This window comes from Micromonospora sp. D93 (assembly GCF_018070365.1).
Taxonomy (GTDB): Bacteria; Actinomycetota; Actinomycetes; order Mycobacteriales; family Micromonosporaceae; genus Micromonospora; species Micromonospora ureilytica.
In genome coordinates this window covers 56,841-75,104 of record NZ_JAGPXW010000013.1, presented here as the reverse complement: position 1 = coordinate 75,104, position 18,264 = coordinate 56,841, and the positions used below count along the sequence as shown (strand labels likewise).

The following is an 18,264-nucleotide window of genomic DNA, read 5'->3' as shown; positions in this document are numbered from 1 at the left end:
GCACCCGGCGCGCACGCCCAGGTCCGATTTCCGCCAGCCGATGACCGGTCCAGCGGGGCATCATCGGTGACATGGAGATGGACTTCGAGCGGTGTTACCGGGCCGTGGACAGCCGTGACCAGCGGTTCGACGGCTGGTTCTACACCGGCGTGACGTCCACCGGCATCTACTGCCGGCCGTCCTGCCCGGCGATCACGCCCAAGCGGCAGAACGTCCGGTTCTTCCCGTCCGCCGCCGCCGCGCAGGGTTCCGGGCTGCGCGCCTGCCGCCGCTGCCGGCCGGACGCCGCGCCCGGCTCGCCGCTCTGGGACGTCCGCGCGGACGTGGTCGGTCGGGCGATGCGGCTGATCGCCGACGGGGTTGTCGACCGGGACGGCGTACCGGGGTTGGCCTCCCGTCTGGGCTACACCGAGCGGCACCTGCACCGGATGCTGAGCGCCGAGATGGGCGCCGGGCCGCTCGCGCTGGCCCGGGCCCAGCGCGCCCAGACCGCCCGGATCCTGATCGAGACGACCGACCTCGCGATGGCCGAGATCGCGTTCGCCGCCGGCTTCGGCAGTGTGCGGCAGTTCAACGACACGCTTCGCGAGGTGTACGCGAGCGCCCCGTCGGACCTGCGCACGGCCCGTGGCCGCCAGCAGGCCCCGGCCGGGGCGGGGATCATCGCGCTCCGGCTGGCGTACCGCCCGCCGTTGCACTCTCGGGCGCTGCTGGATTTCCTCGCCGTGCGGGCGTTGCCGGGGGTGGAGGAGGTCCGCGACGGGACGTACCGCAGGGGTCTGCGGTTGCCGCACGGCACCGGCCAGGTGGCGTTGACCCCGACGGACGGGCACGTGGCGGCGACACTGCGGCTCGCCGACCTGCGTGACCTGGCGCCGGCGGTGGCCCGCTGCCGCCGGTTGCTCGACCTGGACGCGGACCCGGCGGCGATCGACGCCACGCTGGCCGCCGACCCGGCGCTCGCCCCCGCGGTGGCCGCCGAACCCGGAATCCGCGTCCCCCGGTCCGTCGACGCCTTCGAGCTGGCCGTCCGCGCCATCATCGGCCAACAGGTCTCGGTGAGATCCGCAAAAACTACCCTGACCCGCCTCCTCCTCACCCATCGCGTTGATCATGAGGTTGACGAGGTCGATGAAGATCCAAGCCCAGGTCAACCCCATGATCAACGGGGCGGGCTGCGGGGGTTTTTGAGCGCGGAGGAACTTTTGGCGGTGCCGGATCTGGGATTTGGGATGCCTTTGGGGCGGCGGGAGGCTTTGCGGGGGTTGGCTCGGGGGGTGGCGGACGGGTCTGTTGACCTTGCGGCGGGGGTGGATCGGGGGGAGGCCGTTCGGCGGCTGCTCGCGCTGCCCGGCATCGGCCCGTGGACCGCCAACTACCTGGCCATGCGCGCCTTCGGCGACCCGGACGTCCTGCTCAGCTCCGACCTCGCGGTCCGGCGCGGCGCCGCCGCGCTCGGCCTGCCCGACACCCAAAAATCCCTCGACAGGTACGCCGAGCGTTGGCGGCCCTGGCGGTCCTACGCCACGATCAGACTCTGGAGAGCGGCATGAACATCGACAGCACCGTACTGAGCACACCTGCCGGCCCACTCAGCATCCTCGCCGGTCCCGACGGCGACGTACGAGCAGCCGGCTTCACCCCGGACCCGTCGGCGCTGCTGCCCCTGGTCCACCCGGCCCTGCGGGCGCCGCTGCGGGAGCGGGCCGACCTCGGCCCGGTCAGCGCGGCGGTCCGCTCCTACCTGGACGGTGACCTCGCCGCCATCGACACGGTGCCGGTCCGTCAACGCACCGGCGGAGAGTTCATGGCGCACGCCTGGCAGGTGCTGCGCGAGGTGCCGCCGGGCACCCCGGTCACCTACACCGGGTACGCCGCGCTGGCCGGTCGACCACCGGCGGTGCGGGCCGCCGCGGCCGCCTGCGCCCGCAACGCGGCAGCCCTGTTCGTGCCCTGCCACCGGGTCCTCCGCACCGACGGCACGCTCGGCGGCTACCGCTGGGGGCTGGACGTGAAGAAGTGGCTTCTCGGTCATGAGCGGCGCTTGACAACAAGCTGACAGGAGCACCGACTCTCATTGACGCTACCGTCTGGTAGTGCCTGTGGAGAGTGACGGCGACCCGGCCGCCCGGGCCGCTGCGGGCACCCACCCCGCGCACAACCTCTGGCGGCTACGCCCCTACCTGCGCCCGTACGCCGCCGAGTTCGCCTGGTTGCTCGTCGCGGGGCTCGCCGGCACCGCGGCCGGGATCGCCGTACCGCTTGTGGTGCAGAGGGTCGTGGACGGGCCGGTGGCCCGACACGAACCGGCCGGGCTGCTCCAGCTGGGCGGCCTGGCGCTGCTGCTCGGCGTCGTCGAGGCGGTGCTCATCTTCATCCGCAGGTGGGTGCAGTCGTCCTCGGCGGTGGGCATGGAGGCGGCGCTGCGCGCCGACGTCTACGCCCATCTGCAACGGCTGCCGACCAGCTTCCACGACCGCTGGCAGTCCGGCCAGTTGCTCTCCCGGATCACCAGCGACCTGTCGGTGATCCGCCGGTTCCTCTCCTTCGGCGTGTTCTTCCTGGTGCTCAACCTGACCACGTACGTGGTCGTGGTGGTGTTGCTGATCAACCTGCACCCGGCGCTCGGGGTGCTGGTCGCTGCCAGCGCGGTGCCGCTGCTGTTGATCAGTCGCCGGTTCGGGCGGCACTACCACGCCGCGTCCCGCCGGATGCAGGATCAGCAGGGCGACGTGGCGACGCTTGTCGAGGAGACCGCGCAGGGTCTGCGCACCATGAAGGCGTACGGGCGGGGGCCCGAACTGGCCGCTCGCTTCGCCGGTGCGGCCCGGCGGCTGCACGACACAGGCGTCGGCAAGGGACGGCTGCTGGCCAACACCTCGGCGCTGCTCGACCTGGTGCCCAACGTGACCCTGGGCGTGGTGCTCGCGGCGGGGGCGGCCGCCGCCGCGCAGGGCGCGCTCACCATCGGTGAGCTGGTCGCGTTCGTCAGCCTGCAACTGATGCTCATCTGGCCGGTGCAGTCGCTGGGTTGGATCATCGCCAACGGTCAGGAGGCGGCCACCGCCGCCGACCGGATCCAGGAGGTGCTGGACACCCCACCGGAGATCGTGGACTCCCCCGGCGCGGTCGCGTTACCCCGCGACGCGGTACGCGGTCGGCTGCGCTTCGAGCGGGTCGCGTTCAGCTACCCGGGTGCCGCCTCGCCGGTGCTGCGCGAGATCGACCTGACCATCGAGCCGGGCGAGACGTTGGCCCTGGTCGGCGCCACCGGCTGCGGCAAGAGCACGCTGCTCTCCCTGGTGCCCCGGCTGCACGAGGTGACCGCCGGCCGGATCACCCTGGACGGGCACGACCTGCGCGAGCTGCGGCTGGCCTCGCTGCGCCGGTTGGTCGGGGTGGCGTTCGAGGAGCCCACGCTCTTCTCCATGTCGGTGCGGGAGAACCTGGCCCTGGGTCGCCCGGACGCCGGTGACGACGAGATCCGCGCGGCCCTCGCGCTGGCCCAGGCCGATTTCGCGTACGACCTGCCCTGGGGGTTGGCCACCCGGGTGGGCGAGCAGGGGTTGTCGCTCTCCGGTGGGCAACGGCAACGGCTCGCGTTGGCGCGGGCCGTACTCGGCCGACCGGCGGTGCTGGTGCTGGACGACCCGCTCTCCGCTCTCGACGTGCACACCGAGGCCCTTGTCGAAGTGGCGCTGCGGCGGGTCCTGCGCGACAGCACCGCGCTGCTGGTGGTGCACCGACCGTCGACGATCGCGCTGGCCGACCGGGTCGCCCTGCTGGAGGACGGGCGGATCACCGCGACCGGTCGGCACTCCGACCTGCTCGCCACCGTCCCGGCGTACCGGGCGCTGCTCGCCGCCGAGCCGCCCGCCGGGCATCCGCCACCGGCCGGAGCCAGCGGGCCCAGCCCGTCCCCTTCGGACGGGTGGGGGCTGGTGCGCTCGTGAACGTGCCGAAGCAGGCCGACCCACCTCCCGAGGAGGAGCCCGAGCTCACCCGCTGGCGCGGAACCGCCACCGACCCGGAGGCCGACCGCAGTCGAGCCGAGGACACCAGCCCCGAGGCGGTGGCCAGGCTGCGCCGGCTCAGCCGCACCCTGCTGGGCGACCTGCTCAGCCCGCACCGGAGGCGACTCGCCACGGCGGTCACCCTGTTGCTGGCCCAGAACGGCGCCGCGATGGCCGGCCCGTACCTGGTCATGATCGGCATCGACCGGGCCATCCCGCCGTTGCGCGCCGGCGACCCCGGCCCGCTGATCACCGTCGCCGGGGCGTTCGCGGTGGCCGCGGTGACCGAGTACGCGGCCCGCCGCGGTTTCCTCACCCTCTCCGCCCGGATCGGCCAGGCCGTCCTGCTCGACCTGCGGCAGCGGGTGTTCGGGCACTTCCTGCGGCTGTCGGTGGGCTTCCACGAGCGGTACACGTCCGGCCGGATGGTCTCCCGGCTCACCAGCGACCTGGACTCGATCGCCGAGTTGGTCGACGGGGGAATCGACAGCCTGGTGCTGGCCGGGCTCTCGATCCTGTCGGTGGCCGCCATCCTGCTCTGGCTGGACCTGCCGCTGGCCGCCGTGACGCTGTTCGCCTTCCCGTTCCTGTTCTGTCTCTCCCGCTGGTTCGCCAGGTCGTCGGCCAGCGCGTACCGACGGACCCGGGACGCGGTCGCGCTGGTCATCGTGCACTTCGTGGAGTCGATGCGGGGCATCCGGGCGGTGCAGGCGTTCCGCCGGGAGCCCCGCAACCAACGGATCTTCGCGGCGCTCGGCGACGACTACCGACGAAGCAGCCTGCACGCGTTCCGGCTGATCGCCACGTACTCGCCCGCGATCAAGCTGATCGGCAACGTCACGGTGGCTGTGGTGCTCTGCTACGGCGGTTGGCGGGTGCTCGGCGGGCAGACCGAGGTCGGCGTGCTCGCCGCGTTCCTGCTCTACCTGCGCCGCTTCTTCGAGCCGATGCAGGAGCTGAGCCAGTTCTACAACTCGTTGCAGTCGGCCACCGCCGCACTGGAGAAGTTGGCCGGTGTGCTCGACGAACGACCGGCCGTCGCCGAACCGGCCCGGCCCACGCCGCTGCCGACCGGGCCCGGCCGCGGCGAGTTGATCTTTCGGGCGGTCAACTTCGGCTACCGGGTCGACACCCCGATCCTCTGCGGGCTGGAGTTGACAGTGCCGACCGGGCAGACCGTGGCGCTGGTCGGGCCCACCGGGGCGGGCAAGTCGACGATCGCCAAGCTGGTCGCCCGGTTCCACGACCCCGACACCGGCACAATCCGCTTGGACGGGGTCGACCTGCGCGACGTACGCGACGCCGACCTTCGCCGCGCCGTGGTGCTTGTGACACAGGAGAACCACCTGTTCAGCGGGACCGTCGCGGAGAACATCCGGTTCGGTTGCCCGGGGGCCGACGACGCCGCCGTCCAGGCCGCCGCGCGGGCGATCGGCGCGCACGACTTCATCGCCGCACTACCCGAGGGGTACGCCACCCAGGTGCACCGACGCGGCGGCCGGCTCTCCGCCGGGCAGCGGCAGCTTGTCGCGTTCGCCCGCGCGTTCCTGGCCGACCCGACGGTGCTCATCCTGGACGAGGCGACGTCGTCGCTGGACGTGCCGACGGAACGTCTGGTGCAGCGGGCACTCGGCACCATCCTGCGCGACCGGACCGCACTGGTGATCGCCCATCGGCTCTCCACAGTGGAGATCGCCGACCGGGTGCTCGTCCTCGACGGCGGAACTGTCGTCGAGGACGGCCCACCCGCCGTGCTCGCCCAGGCCGACGGTCGGTACGCGGCGCTGCACCGCCAGTGGCGCGACTCGCTGGTCTAGCGCGTGCGTCAAAGCCCGTCGGCCGGTGTGTTCGGCCGCAACTACGTCGCCCCGCACCCGGGAGGTGCCTACGATCGCAGGATGACCGATACGGCGAGGACGGCCCGCGCCGGCGTTCCCGAGCGTCCGACCCTGGACGGGCTCGAGGAGAGCTGGGCACGCCGCTGGCAGGAGGAAGGCACGTACGCGTTCGACCGCTCGAAGCAGCGAAGCGACGTGTTCTCGATCGACACCCCGCCGCCGACCGTATCGGGCGAGCTGCACATGGGGCACGTGTTCTCGTACACGCACACCGACACCACAGCCCGGTACCAGCGGATGCGCGGCAAGGCCGTCTTCTACCCGATGGGCTGGGACGACAACGGCCTGCCCACCGAGCGTCGGGCGCAGAACGTGTACGGGGTGCGCTGCGATCCGGCCCTGGCGTACGACCCGGTGTGGCGGCCACCGGCGGCTCCGGTGGACGACGCGGCCCGCCGCGATCCCACCCCGATCTCCCGGCGTAACTTCATCGAGCTGTGCGAACGGCTGACGGTCACCGACGAGCAGGCCTTCGAGGCGCTGTGGCGGCGGTTGGGGCTCTCGGTGGACTGGTCCCTGACGTACACGACGATCGGCCGGATCGCCCGGACCACCAGCCAACGGGCGTTCGTCCGCAACCTGCGCCGCGGTGAGGCGTACCAGTCGGAGGCGCCGACGCTCTGGGACGTCGGCTTCGCCACCGCTGTCGCCCAGGCGGAGTTGGAGGACCGGGAGCGCCCCGGCGCCTACCACCGGCTGCGGTTCACCGCGTCCGACGGGCGTGAGGTGCTCATCGACACCACCCGGCCCGAGCTGCTGCCGGCCTGTGTGGCACTGGTCTGCCACCCCGACGACGAGCGGTACACCGACCTGGTGGGCGGCACGGTGCGCAGCCCGCTGTTCGACGTCGAGGTGCCGGTGTACGCCCATCCACTCGCCGATCCGGCAAAGGGCACCGGCGTCGCGATGGTCTGCACGTTCGGTGACCTGGCCGACGTGACCTGGTGGCGGGAGCTGGGTTTGGACACCCGGGTGGTGGTCGGCCGGGACGGTCGGTTGCTCCCCGAGCCGCCGCACGGGGTGCCGGCACAGCCGTACGCGGCGCTGGCCGGGCAGACCGTCAACGGCGCCCGCCGGGAGATCGTCGGGATGCTGGCCGACGCCGGTGACCTGATCGGCGAGCCGCGCCCGATAACCCACCCGGTCAAGTTCTACGAACGCGGCGACCGGCCACTGGAGATCGTCTCGACGCGACAGTGGTATCTGCGCAACGGCGGCCGGGACGAGGCGCTGCGGGCCACGCTGCTGGCCCGGGGCGAGCAGTTGCACTGGGTGCCGGCGCACATGAAACACCGCTACGACAACTGGGTGGGCGGCCTGAACGGGGACTGGCTGGTCAGTCGCCAACGCTTCTTCGGGGTGCCGGTGCCGGTGTGGTACCGGCTCGACGACACTGGCGAGCCGGACTGGTCCCACCCTCTCACGCCGGACGAGTCCGCGCTGCCGGTCGATCCATCCAGCGATCCGGCACCCGGTTACGACGAGTCGCAGCGCGGCCAGCCGGGCGGCTTCGTCGGCGACCCGGACGTGCTGGACACCTGGGCCACCTCGTCGTTGACCCCGCAGATCGTCGGTGGCTGGGAGACCGACCCGGACCTGTTCGCCCGGGTGTTCCCGATGAACCTCCGCCCGCAGGGCCAGGAGATCATCCGGACCTGGCTCTTCGACAGTGTGATCCGTTCGCACTTCGAGCACGGGGTGCTGCCCTGGCGGGACACAGTGCTCTCCGGCTGGATCCTCGACCCCGACCACAAGAAGATGGCGAAGTCCAAGGGGAACGTGGTCACCCCGCTGGCCCTGTTGGAGCAGCACGGCTCGGACGCGGTGCGCTACTGGGCGGCCAGCGGCAAGCCGGGCATGGACCTGGCCTTCGACCCGGCGCAGATCAAGGTCGGCCGGCGACTGGCCACCAAGCTGCTCAACGCGTCCAAGTTCGCGCTCGGGCTGGGCGCGGCGGACGCCCTGCGCGCCCTGGCCACCACCCCACTGGACCGGGCCATGCTCGCCGAGTTGGCCACCGTGGTCACCGCCGCGAGCACCGCCTTCGACTCGTACGACCACACGGCGGCCTTGCAGGTGACCGAGGCGTTCTTCTGGCGGTTCTGCGACGACTACATCGAGTTGGTCAAGGAGCGTGCCTACGGCACCGGCCCGGGGGCCGACTCCGCACGGGCGGCGCTGGCGTCGGCGCTGTCCGTGCAGCTGCGGTTGTTCGCCCCGGTGCTGCCGTACGTGACCGAGGAGGTCTGGTCGTGGTGGCGGTACGGCTCGGTGCACCAGGCGCCGTGGCCCACCACCTACGAGGTGGCCCGGACGATCGAGGGATCGGGTGAGCCGGCGCTGCTGCGACTCGCCGCTGACGCGTTGAGCCAGGTGCGACGGGCCAAGTCGGAGCGGAAGCTGTCGATGAAGGCGGAGGTGCCGTTGGCGGAGGCGCTCGGCCCGGCTGCGCTGCTGGAGCAGCTCACGCTGGTCGCCGACGACCTACGGGCGGCGGGCCGGATCGCCAAACTCGACCTGCTTCCGGACCGCACCCCGGAGCTGGTCATCGCCTGCGCCTTCTGACAGGTGCCCGCCGTCGCCCGCTCGGGCGGCGGCGGGCCGGCGGGTCACCAACCGCGCAGGAAACGCAGCCCGAGAAGGAACGCGATCACGGAGGGCCCGACCAGCAGGGTGATCGCCTGGAGGCGGTACGGCATCCGGTGCCGGGTCAGCTCCCCCGCGTTGCCCAGCACGATGGCGCCGGCCAGCATCAGGAACGCCCCCCACCAGCCGGTCTCCAGGTGGATCAGCTCCACCCGGATCAGTTGCAGGGTCAGGCCGAGCAGCGCTCCGGTCAGCGCGAGCAGAGCCACCGCCCGGTGCAGGCCGCGGGCGAGCGGATGGGCCGCCCGCCAGCCGTAGGTGCCGGCCACCGCCAGGCAGGGCAACACCACCATGAGCGGCCAGCCCCGCCCCATCACGCCGAACATCAGCAGCGCGCCGACCGCGAAGACCATCGTGCCGACGCAGGCGAGCATGTACCCCGCGAAGGCTCGGCCACCGCCGCGGGCCAGCAGCGGCCCACCGCTGGCCGCGATCAGCGCGGCCGGGATCAGGATGAACACCGCCCACCAGTGGAACTGGCCGCTGCCCTGAGCCGCCGTGGCGACAGTGGCGCAGGCCAGCCCGGCGACGGCCAGGCTGGTCAGCCACGGCCGGCTGCTCCGGGAGTATGGCTCAGCCAACGACGTCCGCTCCGCTTCGACGCTCACGCCCACCAGCCTGGCCCGATGTGGCCCGACCGGTCCATCCGGCCAGCCCTACCGCCACGCGGGGGCTGGCCGGAACAGCGCCCAGGGCGTGTGTCGAAGCCTCGGTCGAGCCGAGGCGGAGTCCAGGCGGCGGTCCGGCCAGGGGCTTCGACACACGCCCTAACACCGTTGTCAGCTCGTCTCGCCAGCCACGCTGAACGAGCGCAGGCGATCGATGGCCAGCACTGTGAAGCCGACGCTGACCAGCGCGGTCATCACCGACGCCACCGGCACCGACACGCTCGTCTCCAGCAGCCCGGTGGGAGCGATCCGGTCGGCGAGGGCGATCACGTACTGCTGGATGGAGAGCACCTTGGTGCCGCTGACGAAGTTGCCCAGCAGCCCCTCCCAGATCAGCACGTAGACCAGGCCGAGCAGCACCGGCCGCCTGGTGACCAGGCTGAGCGCGAGGAACAACGCCGAGTACGCCAGCGCGCCGAGCGCCGCCGCGACCGCCAGCCCCAGACCGAGGCGTACCGAATCGGCGAGCACGCCCGCGACGTAGAGCGGCACCGCCGCGGTGACCGCGCTGACCCCGGTGGCCACCGCGAGCTTCGGCAGCACGATCTGCCAACGCGGCAGCGGCTTGGTCAGGATGTGCACCACAGTGCCATCGTCGATCTCGGCGCCCAGCACACCCGTGCCGATGATCAGCGCAACCACCGGCAGCACCACGGCCAGACCGAGGCCGACCAGCACCGGCGGTCCCCACTGGCCCGGGTCCACCCCCAGCGACCGACAGAGCACGGCCAGCCCGAGCAACACCAGCGGCAGCGGTAGCAGCAGCAGGAACCGACGTCGGCCGAACAACCCACGTGCGGTGATCCAGGTAACTGTCGACATGGACTCAGGCCTCCACCAGGTAGGAGAAGACGCTCTCCAGGGACTCGTCGGACGGCACCAGCTGGCGCACCCGAATGCCTTTGCTCAGTGCGATCCGGGGTAGCGCCCGGGTGAAGGCGCCGTAGTCACCGGCCCGCACGGTCAGGCCGGTGGGGTCCAGCTCGACCCCACTCACCGACGCCTCGGCGATCAGCGCGACGGCCAGCGCCCGGTCGTCGGTGGAACGCACCGCGAAGACGTGCGGGCGGTTGGTCATCAACCGGCGGATGGTCCGGAAGTCGCCGGAGGCGGCCAATCGGCCGGCCACCATCACCTGCACCGTGCCGGAGACCTGCTCGACCTCCTCCAGGATGTGCGAGCTGAACAGGATCGTCCGGCCGGCGTCACCCAGGGTGTGCAGCAGCTGCATCATGTGCAGCCGCTGGCGCGGGTCCATGCCGTTGAACGGCTCGTCGAGCAGCAGCACCTGCGGGTCGTGCACCAACGCGGCGGCCACCCGGGCGCGCTGGCGCATGCCCTTGGAGTACGTGCCGATCCGGCGGTCCTGCGCCGACTCCAGCTCGACCAGATCGATCGCCCGTCGGGCCGCGGCCGCGGGATCGGGCAGCCGGTGCAGCTTCGCGCTGGCCAGCACGAACTCGTACGCGGTGAGGAAACCCTGCACCGCCTCCCGTTCGCTGACCAGCCCCAGCCGCCGGTAGACGTCGGGGTTGCGCCAGGTCGGCTCGTCGTCGAGGGTGACAGTGCCGCGCGACGGGGCGAGGAACCCGGCCATCATGTGCAGCAGCGTGGTCTTGCCGGCGCCGTTCGGGCCGAGCAGACCTGTCACACCCGCGCCGAGGGCCATGCTGATGTCGTTGACCGCGACCACGTTGCCGTACCACCGGGAAACCCCGGTCAGGCTCAGCGTGCTCATCAGGAGGCGACCTTCCGGTAGCGGGCCAGCAGGAGGGCTGTCGCGCCGGCGACCAGCAGCACCGCGGCCAGGGCGTAGACCGGGCCGTACCCGCCGATCATCATCTCGCCCGGATCGCCCTCGACCAGCAGGTCACCCAGCGACCAGATGCCCACCCCCTGCACCAGCGTGGAGGGCGAGGCGAGCCCGGCAAGCTCGTTGGCGGCGCGCGACGGCAGAATGCTCAGCACCCCGACGATCGGGGTGGTCATCAGGAAGACCGCCACCACCCCACCGGCGGCGAAGGCGCGCTTGCCGGTCAGCGAGGCGACCAGCAGCCCGATCGAGGCGAAGACCACCGCCCACAGCCCGGCGTAGAGCAGCCCGGGCAGCAGGTCGAGCAGCTCGTTCCACACCCCGCGCATGCCCTGCTTGGTGGTGAACGCGGCACCCAGGAACATCAGCAGCTGGGGGCCGCCGAGCAGCAGCCAGAGCGCGGTGACCAGCGCCAGCAGCTTGGCCAGCGCGTAGTCGGTGCGCGGCAGCGGCCGGGAGAAGTACAGCGGCAGCACACCGCTGCGCAGGTCCCGAGAGACCAGCTCCGGAGCGACGACCGCGACGAAGAAGATGACGAGCCAGCTCATCGCGTCGGCGAACTGGGCGTACGTGGCGACCGGCTCACCGATCTGGCTGCGTACCGCGGCCAGGGCCACCGCTACCAGGGTGACGATGCCGACCACCAGCCACGGGAAGATCTTGGCCTTGGCGCTGCGCCCGAAGCCGAACGCGGTGCGCAGCCCATGGCCGTACAGCGCGCCGAAGACCTGCCGACGGCCCAACCTCGGGCCCTCGTAGCGCTGGTAGCCGATGTCGTGGATGACGCCGGTCGGCGCGGGGCGCACGGCGGCGGTGGACGGCTCAGGCATGAGTGAGCTCCCTCGTGGCGAAGAGTTCGGCCACCCGGTGCCGGCGCTGGTCCAGTCGGTGCAGTGGCAGGTCCAGTTCGGCGACCGCGCCGAGGATCAGGTCGTAGGTGTTGTCGTCGGCCAGCGGCACGAGCAGCAGACGCCCATCCCGGGCAACCGGCAGCTTCAGCTCGGCGAGCCGGGCGGCGAGCTCCTCGGTGCCCTCGCTGACCTCCACGGCGAGCACGTCGGTGGCCGTGGTCATCGCGGAGATGTTGTCGGCGCGCAGCAACCGGCCGCCGTCGATGGCGATCAGCGTGTCGCAGATCCGCTCGACCTCGCCGAGCAGGTGCGAGCAGACCAGCACGGAGATGCCGAACTCGGTGCCGATCCGGTGCACCAGGGCCAGCATGGCGTCACGGCCGGCCGGGTCCAGGCCGTTGGTCGGCTCGTCCAGCAACAGCAGGTCGGGGTCGTGCACCAGCGCCTGGGCCAGCTTGACGCGCTGCTTCATGCCGGTCGAGTAGCCACCGACCGGGCGGTAGCGCTCCTCGTAGAGCCCCACGTGCCGCAGCGCCTCCGAGGCCCGCTCACGAGCCGCGGTGCGGGGCAGACCGCTCATCCGGCCGAGGTGGGTGACCAGCTCGGCGGCGGACAGGTCAGGTGGGAGGCAGTCGTGCTCCGGCATGTAGCCGACCCGGTTGCGGACAGCCGCCGGGTCTGCGGTCGGGTCGATGCCGAGCACCGAGACCTGACCGCTGGTTGGTGCGATCAGGCCGAGCAGAATCTTGATCAAGGTGGATTTGCCGGCGCCGTTCGCGCCCACCAAGCCGATGATCCCGGGCTCGACGGCGACGGTGAGGTCGGCGAGTGCGGTGACCCGACCTCCGTACGTCTTGGTGAGCGACTGGGTCGCGATCAGTGTCACGCGCCCAGCGTAGGGAGTCGATGCCCACCAGGAACACCGGCACGCCCCGGGCGCTCCCCTGATTCCTTGCCCCGGCGGACCCCTAAGGTCCTAGCGGAGGCGGCTGCGACGTTTCCGCCGGTCCCGCATTCGCCCCGACCCCGCCTGGAGAAAGAGACATCCGGGGTGACACCATTCACCTCCCGTTCACCAGGCATCGACCCGCCCGGTGATCGACCTATGACGCGGGAGGGATCCTGATGGCCGAAGTGGGCGTCCCCAAGGTGAGCGTCGTGGTGCCGGCGTACAACTGCGGCCCGCACATCGAGAAGCTCGCCGCCTCGTTGCTGGGCCAGTCACTGCCCGCGGACGAGTTCGAAGCGATCTTCGTCGACGACGGCTCGACCGACGACACGGCCGAGCGACTGGATCGGCTGGCCGCTGAGCACCCACACATCAGGGTGCTGCACATCGAGAACTCCGGCTGGCCGTCGCGTCCGCGCAACCTCGGCGTCGAGCACGCCCGCGGCGAGTACGTCTTCTTCGCCGACGACGACGACTGGTTCGCCGACGAGGCGCTGGAACGGCTGCACGCGTGCGCGAAGGCGAACGACGCGGACATCGTGGTCGGGAAGATGGCCGGGTACGGGCGTCCCGTGCCACGGGAGCTGTTCCGGAAGAACCGCTTCGACGCCACCCTTGGCAACTCCCCGCTGATCGACAGCCTGACCTGCCACAAGCTGTTCCGGCGGTCGTTCCTCAACGAGCACGGTCTGCGGTTCCCGGAAGGCGGCAAGCGCCGGCTGGAGGACCACTCACTTGTCGTCCGGGCCTACTTCCTGTCCCGGCGCACCTCGGTGCTGTCCGACTACACCTGCTACCACCACGTCCAGCGGGGCGACGCGCGTAACGTCACAGCGGGTCGGCTGGACCCGTCGAGCTACTTCGCCAGCGTGCGGGAGGCGCTGGACGTCGTGGACGCCAACACCGAGCCGGGTCCGCTGCGGGACCGGCTGCACCGGCGCTGGCTGCGCAACGAGATGCTCAGCCGACTGCGCGGCAAGCGGCTGCTGGACGCCCCCGAGGCGTGGCTGGACCAGGTCGCGCTGGAGGTCCAGAAGATCATCCAGGACCGCTTCGCCCCTGGCGTCGCAGGCGGGCTGCCGCCCCTGCTCCGCGCCGTGGCGTACCTGGCGGAGCGGGGCCGCGTCGCGGACCTGCGCAGGCTTGCCTCCTGGGAGGCGGGCATCGCCGCACACGGCACGATCGACGAACTCCGGCAGGCCGACCACGCCGTCACGGTGACCGTCGCCGCCGAACTGCGCTCCGCGGACCAGCCGGTCGGCTTCCAGGCCGACGACGGCCGCGACGTGCTGATGCTCCCGATGGAGGAGATCGCCCCCGAGGTGCTCGACGCCACCGCGCAGGTGCGCAAGGCCCGCCTGGACCTGGTGGCCCGCCACCGGGAGACCGGGGCCGAGATCTTCCTTCCGAACACCTTCCAGACCGAGCGGATCACCGGTACGACCGGAGCGGACACCGTCCACCTGGTGCACCGGGCCACCGCCACGATCGACTTCGCCGCCCTCAACGGAGGCCGAACCAGGGGCAGTTGGCTGCTCAAGGCCCGGATCACCAACGTGGGCTGGACCGAGGACGCGCGACTGCCGCTGGTGTTCATCTGCCGGGCCGACGGCTCGCGACCCCGGATCCGCGACGAGCGGAAGATGTGGAACCGGCTGCGGTCGGCGGTAGGCCGGCGGATCAAGCGCTGATCCGCCCGCCGGGGTCCGGGAGTGGCGCCCTCGACCGATCGGCGGTCGGCTGCGAAACTGTGTGCCGGTCAGCGAGTGGGGGGTGTGGATGAGCAACGGCTGGGTGCTGCCCGACGAGGTGCTACGGGACGCACCGGCGTACACGCCACGTCCCGGTGAGCTCGCGGATCTGGAGCTGCTGCTGACCGGCGCGTACGCCCCTCTGACCGGCTTCATGACCCGCGCCGACCTGGTCTCGGTCAGCCGACGCTCCCGGCTGGCCGACGGCACACCGTGGCAGGTAGCGGTCGTTCTCCAGGTGCCGGCCGCACTGGCGCAGAGCTTCGATCCGCGCGACCCGGCCCGCCGGGCGCTCGTGTTGACCGACGGGGAGGGCGCGCCGGCGGCCGCCCTGGACGTGGCCGACGTCTGGCCGGTGCGCGAGGGCGTGGCCGGGGTGGGCGGCCAGGTCCGGCGACTGGGCGACGGCGGGCACGGTCCGTTCCAGCGACTGCGTCGCAACCCGGAGGAGGTCCGCGCGCTGCTGCCCCCGGGCCGGGTGCTCGGGGTGATCGCCGATCGGCCGCTGCATCGTCCGCAGCTCGCCCAGATCGCGCATGCCGCCCGCACCCTGGCCGCTCATCTACTCGTGATGATCCCGGTCGGTGAGGGCGGCGTCGACGGGCTCCCACCGGAGGCGCTGGTCCGTACGATCTTCGCCGCGCGGGACCGGATGCCGCCCGCCACACTGGTCGCGGTGCCGCTGTCGCACCGACGCGAGGAGATCAGTGACGCGTTGCTGCGCGCCCGGGTCTCCGCCGCGTACGGGGTCACCCACCTGCTCTCCACCGGGGACATGCTCTCCGGTGCCGGGCTGCGGGTGCTGGTGCCACGCGAACTGGCGTACGACAACCGGGACGGGCAGTGGCGTTGGCGGGAGGACATCCCACCGCGCAACCGTCGGCTCGCGCTGACCCAGCCGGAGATCGACGACCTGCTCGACCGGGGCTTCCCGCTACCGGAGTGGCACACTCCGCCCGCCGTGGCGCGGGAGTTGGCCCGGGCCCGGCCGCCGCGTCGGCAGCGAGGGCTGGTGGTCTTCCTGACCGGTCTCTCCGGCTCCGGCAAGTCGACAATCGCCCGAGGGCTGGCGGACGCGTTACGGGAGAGCGGCGACCGCACGCTCACCCTGCTCGACGGGGACGTGGTGCGCCGGGAGCTCTCCGCTGGGCTGGGCTTCAGCAAGGCCGATCGCGATCTCAACGTGCGGCGGATCGGCTGGGTGGCCGCCGAGATCGCCCGGCACCGTGGGGTGGGCATCTGCTGCCCGATCGCCCCGTACGCGGCGGCTCGCGCGACCGCCCGGGAGATGGCCCTCGCCGCCGGGGCGGGTTTCGTGCTTGTGCACGTGGCCACCCCGCTGGAGGTGTGCGAGCAACGGGACCGCAAGGGTCTGTACGCGCGAGCGCGGGCCGGCCTGCTCACCGGGATGACCGGCATCGACGATCCGTACGAGGAGCCGACCGACGCCGACCTGGTGCTCGACACCACCGACCTGAGCGTGGCGGACGCGGTCCAGGCCGTGCTGCACCATCTGACCGAGACCGGTTGGGTGGAGCTGACGATCGCGTCGGCCTGAGGCGTCGCCGTACCCGTTCCTTCCACAGCTGACCGGCACGCGCTAGTGTTCATCTTTGTTGGAACACGTTTGACCGCGTGAGATACGTGGAAGCTCGGGGAGGCACGGCTGATGCTCGCTCAACAGCGGCAGGCCGCCATCCTGGAGCGGGTCCGCTCGACCGGCGGCGTCCGGGTCAGCGACCTGGCAGGCGAGTTCGGCGTCTCCGACATGACCATCCGGCGTGACCTGGATGCGCTGCACGAGCGCGGCCTGCTCGCCAAGGTGCACGGCGGCGCCACCACAACCGGGCCGAGCTCGACCGACGAGCCGGGCTTCCGCGCCAAGTCGGTCCGCCAACTGCCGGAGAAGGCGGCCATCGCCGACCGGGCCGCTCAGCTGGTCCGGCCAGGAGCGGCGGTCGCGCTCTCCGCCGGCACCACCACGGCCGAGCTGGCCCGCAGGCTGGTGAACGTGCCCGAGCTGACCGTCGTGACCAACTCGCTGCCGGTGGCCGAGATCATGCACGCCGGGAGCCGCCCGGACCAGACGGTGGTGCTCACCGGGGGCGTACGCACACCGTCGGACGCGCTTGTCGGTCCGCTCGCGGTCGGGGCGGTCCGGGCACTGCACCTGGATCTGCTCTTCCTGGGCGTCCACGGCATCACCGAGCGGGCCGGCTTCACCACCCCGAACCTCATGGAGGCGGAGACCGATCGGGCGCTCGTGGCCGCGGCGGACCAACTGGTGGTGCTCGCCGACCACACCAAGTGGGGCACTGTGGGCATCTCCTCGATCGTCGAGTTGGCGGCGGCCCACGTACTGGTGAGCGACGACCGGTTGCCTCCATCCGCACGAGGGGTACTCGGCGAACACGTGGGCGAACTGATCATGGTGAAGGCGACAAGGGGCGGGCCGCGTGACGCGCACGCCGACAACTGAGGGGACGGCGCCGTGAAGCGCACCGCGATCGACCTGGCCGACGGCCGGGAGCTGATCTACTTCGACGAGCGCGACGACGCGGTCCGCGACCAGCCGGACCTCCGGGACCTGCCGCCGCCTCCCCCCGCGTCGCAGCTGCGCTACGACCCGCTGACCGACGAGTGGGTGGCGGTCGCCGTGCACCGGCAGACCCGCACGTTCCTCCCGCCGGCGAACGAGTGCCCCCTCGACCCGTCGGTGGGCGACCGGCTGACCGAGATCCCCGCCCCCGACTACGACGTGGTGGTCTTCGAGAACCGGTTCCCGTCGCTGAGCGGTCGGGTGGCCGAGGAGCCCGGAGAGATCACCCCGTTCACACCGGTCCGGCCGGGCCTCGGCCGGTGCGAGGTGGTCTGCTTCACCTCCGACCACAACTCCTCCTTCGCCAGCCTGCCCCCGCGCCGGGTCCGCACCGTGCTGGACGCGCTCGCCGACCGCACCGAGGTGCTCGGTGCGCTGCCCGGCGTCGAGCAGGTCTTCTGCTTCGAGAACCGGGGCGTCGAAATCGGTGTCACGCTGCACCACCCGCACGGGCAGATCTACGCGTACCCCTTCGTGACGCCGCGCACCCGCGCGCTGCTGGCCGCGGCACGCCGGCACGCCGAGCGGACCGGTGGGGGCAACCTGTACGCGGACGTGCTGGCCGCCGAGCGCGCCACAGGTGACCGGGTGGTCGCCGAGAACGAACACTGGACGGCGTTCGTCCCGGCGGCCGCGCGCTGGCCGTTCGAGGTGCACGTCGCGCCGCACCGCGTGGTGCCGGACATCCCGGCGCTCAGCGACAGCGAGCGGGACGCCTTCGGGCCGCTCTACCTGGATCTGCTGCGCCGCTTCGACGGCCTGTTCGACATGCCGATGCCATACATCTCGGCCTGGCACCAGGCGCCCGTGCGGATCGACCGCGAACTGGGCCACCTGCACCTACAGCTGTTCAGCATCCGGCGGGCCACGGACAAGCTGAAGTACCTGGCGGGCTCCGAGTCCGGGATGGGCGTCTTCATCAACGACATCGCCCCGGAACGCGCCGCCGACCTGCTGCGCGCCGCCTGAACGCTCCCGGCCGCCAACCTCGTACGCCAGCTCGAAGACCTGATCGGCCGCCTCGACCCGGCCAGGCAACAAGTGCACGCCGACGCGCTCGCGGACGTGCGGGCTCG

General features: G+C 71.9%; 14 protein-coding genes. 9 read left to right on the top strand and 5 right to left on the bottom strand.

Annotated elements, in window-relative coordinates:
• Window positions 1-71: 71 nt before the first annotated feature.
• The 5 genes from KBX71_RS16915 to valS all read left to right on the top strand — a co-directional run bounded on the left by KBX71_RS16915 (window position 72) and on the right by valS (window position 8,476).
• Complete coding sequence (locus tag KBX71_RS16915) at window positions 72-1,553, top strand: DNA-3-methyladenine glycosylase 2 family protein (RefSeq protein ID WP_210818981.1); 1,482 nt, start codon at window positions 72-74, stop codon at window positions 1,551-1,553.
• On the top strand, window positions 1,550-2,059 hold the full coding sequence (locus KBX71_RS16910) for a methylated-DNA--[protein]-cysteine S-methyltransferase (protein ID WP_124822278.1): 510 nt from the start codon (window positions 1,550-1,552) through the stop codon (window positions 2,057-2,059). Before KBX71_RS16915 ends, KBX71_RS16910 begins: the two co-directional genes overlap by 4 nt.
• A 37-nt stretch (window positions 2,060-2,096) precedes the next feature.
• Window positions 2,097-3,953 carry an ABC transporter ATP-binding protein gene (locus tag KBX71_RS16905; RefSeq protein WP_210818980.1) on the top strand — a complete coding sequence of 619 codons (1,857 nt, stop codon included), beginning with the start codon at window positions 2,097-2,099 and terminating at the stop codon, window positions 3,951-3,953.
• Window positions 3,950-5,830: an ABC transporter ATP-binding protein gene (locus KBX71_RS16900; protein ID WP_307847115.1), complete on the top strand. Its 1,881-nt coding sequence runs from the start codon at window positions 3,950-3,952 to the stop codon at window positions 5,828-5,830. The genes KBX71_RS16905 and KBX71_RS16900 overlap by 4 nt, the downstream gene beginning before the upstream one ends.
• Window positions 5,831-5,911: 81 nt before the next feature.
• Window positions 5,912-8,476, top strand: coding sequence for a valine--tRNA ligase (gene valS, locus KBX71_RS16895; protein WP_210818978.1), 2,565 nt, complete (start codon window positions 5,912-5,914; stop codon window positions 8,474-8,476).
• A gap of 44 nt (window positions 8,477-8,520) precedes the next feature.
• Here valS and KBX71_RS16890 read toward each other — a convergent pair whose 3' ends face one another.
• The 5 genes from KBX71_RS16890 to KBX71_RS16870 all read right to left on the bottom strand — a co-directional run bounded on the left by KBX71_RS16890 (window position 8,521) and on the right by KBX71_RS16870 (window position 12,775).
• A complete protein-coding gene (locus KBX71_RS16890) occupies window positions 8,521-9,165 on the bottom strand; it encodes a hypothetical protein (protein WP_124822273.1) in 645 nt (214 codons plus the stop codon).
• Window positions 9,166-9,336: 171 nt separating this feature from the next.
• Window positions 9,337-10,047: an ABC transporter permease subunit gene (locus KBX71_RS16885; RefSeq protein WP_210818977.1), complete on the bottom strand. Its 711-nt coding sequence runs from the start codon at window positions 10,045-10,047 to the stop codon at window positions 9,337-9,339.
• Between the two features lie 4 nt (window positions 10,048-10,051).
• The gene (locus KBX71_RS16880; RefSeq protein ID WP_210818976.1) at window positions 10,052-10,963 is read right to left on the bottom strand and encodes an ABC transporter ATP-binding protein; all 912 of its coding nucleotides are present in this window, start codon (window positions 10,961-10,963) and stop codon (window positions 10,052-10,054) included.
• Entirely contained in the window at window positions 10,963-11,868 is a 906-nt protein-coding gene (locus KBX71_RS16875; RefSeq protein WP_210818975.1) for an ABC transporter permease, read from the bottom strand. Before KBX71_RS16875 ends, KBX71_RS16880 begins: the two co-directional genes overlap by 1 nt.
• The gene (locus KBX71_RS16870) at window positions 11,861-12,775 is read right to left on the bottom strand and encodes an ABC transporter ATP-binding protein (RefSeq protein ID WP_210818974.1); all 915 of its coding nucleotides are present in this window, start codon (window positions 12,773-12,775) and stop codon (window positions 11,861-11,863) included. The genes KBX71_RS16875 and KBX71_RS16870 overlap by 8 nt, the downstream gene beginning before the upstream one ends.
• Window positions 12,776-13,014: 239 nt before the next feature.
• Here KBX71_RS16870 and KBX71_RS16865 point away from each other — a divergent pair, with 239 nt between their 5' ends.
• From KBX71_RS16865 to galT, 4 genes are all read left to right on the top strand, one after another.
• Window positions 13,015-14,529 (top strand): glycosyltransferase family 2 protein, encoded by a 1,515-nt coding sequence (locus tag KBX71_RS16865; protein ID WP_210818973.1) that lies wholly within the window; start codon window positions 13,015-13,017, stop codon window positions 14,527-14,529.
• A gap of 88 nt (window positions 14,530-14,617) precedes the next feature.
• Complete coding sequence (gene cysC, locus KBX71_RS16860; RefSeq protein ID WP_210818972.1) at window positions 14,618-16,147, top strand: adenylyl-sulfate kinase; 1,530 nt, start codon at window positions 14,618-14,620, stop codon at window positions 16,145-16,147.
• 111 nt (window positions 16,148-16,258) lie between these two features.
• Window positions 16,259-17,068 carry a DeoR/GlpR family DNA-binding transcription regulator gene (locus tag KBX71_RS16855; RefSeq protein ID WP_210818971.1) on the top strand — a complete coding sequence of 270 codons (810 nt, stop codon included), beginning with the start codon at window positions 16,259-16,261 and terminating at the stop codon, window positions 17,066-17,068.
• Window positions 17,069-17,080: 12 nt separating this feature from the next.
• Window positions 17,081-18,157 carry a galactose-1-phosphate uridylyltransferase gene (gene galT / locus KBX71_RS16850; RefSeq protein WP_210818970.1) on the top strand — a complete coding sequence of 359 codons (1,077 nt, stop codon included), beginning with the start codon at window positions 17,081-17,083 and terminating at the stop codon, window positions 18,155-18,157.
• Window positions 18,158-18,264: the final 107 nt, after the last annotated feature.

Bases quoted from the DNA above. Each gene is read 5' to 3' on its own strand.
- KBX71_RS16875 (WP_210818975.1), bottom strand. From the start codon at position 11,868: ATGCCTGAGCCGTCCACCGCCGCCGTGCGCCCCGCGCCGACCGGCGTC.
- KBX71_RS16915 (WP_210818981.1), top strand. From the start codon at position 72: ATGGAGATGGACTTCGAGCGGTGTTACCGGGCCGTGGACAGCCGTGAC.
- KBX71_RS16865 (WP_210818973.1), top strand. From the start codon at position 13,015: ATGGCCGAAGTGGGCGTCCCCAAGGTGAGCGTCGTGGTGCCGGCGTAC.
- KBX71_RS16855 (WP_210818971.1), top strand. From the start codon at position 16,259: ATGCTCGCTCAACAGCGGCAGGCCGCCATCCTGGAGCGGGTCCGCTCG.
- cysC (WP_210818972.1), top strand. From the start codon at position 14,618: ATGAGCAACGGCTGGGTGCTGCCCGACGAGGTGCTACGGGACGCACCG.
- KBX71_RS16910 (WP_124822278.1), top strand. From the start codon at position 1,550: ATGAACATCGACAGCACCGTACTGAGCACACCTGCCGGCCCACTCAGC.
- KBX71_RS16885 (WP_210818977.1), bottom strand. From the start codon at position 10,047: ATGTCGACAGTTACCTGGATCACCGCACGTGGGTTGTTCGGCCGACGT.
- valS (WP_210818978.1), top strand. From the start codon at position 5,912: ATGACCGATACGGCGAGGACGGCCCGCGCCGGCGTTCCCGAGCGTCCG.
- KBX71_RS16880 (WP_210818976.1), bottom strand. From the start codon at position 10,963: ATGAGCACGCTGAGCCTGACCGGGGTTTCCCGGTGGTACGGCAACGTG.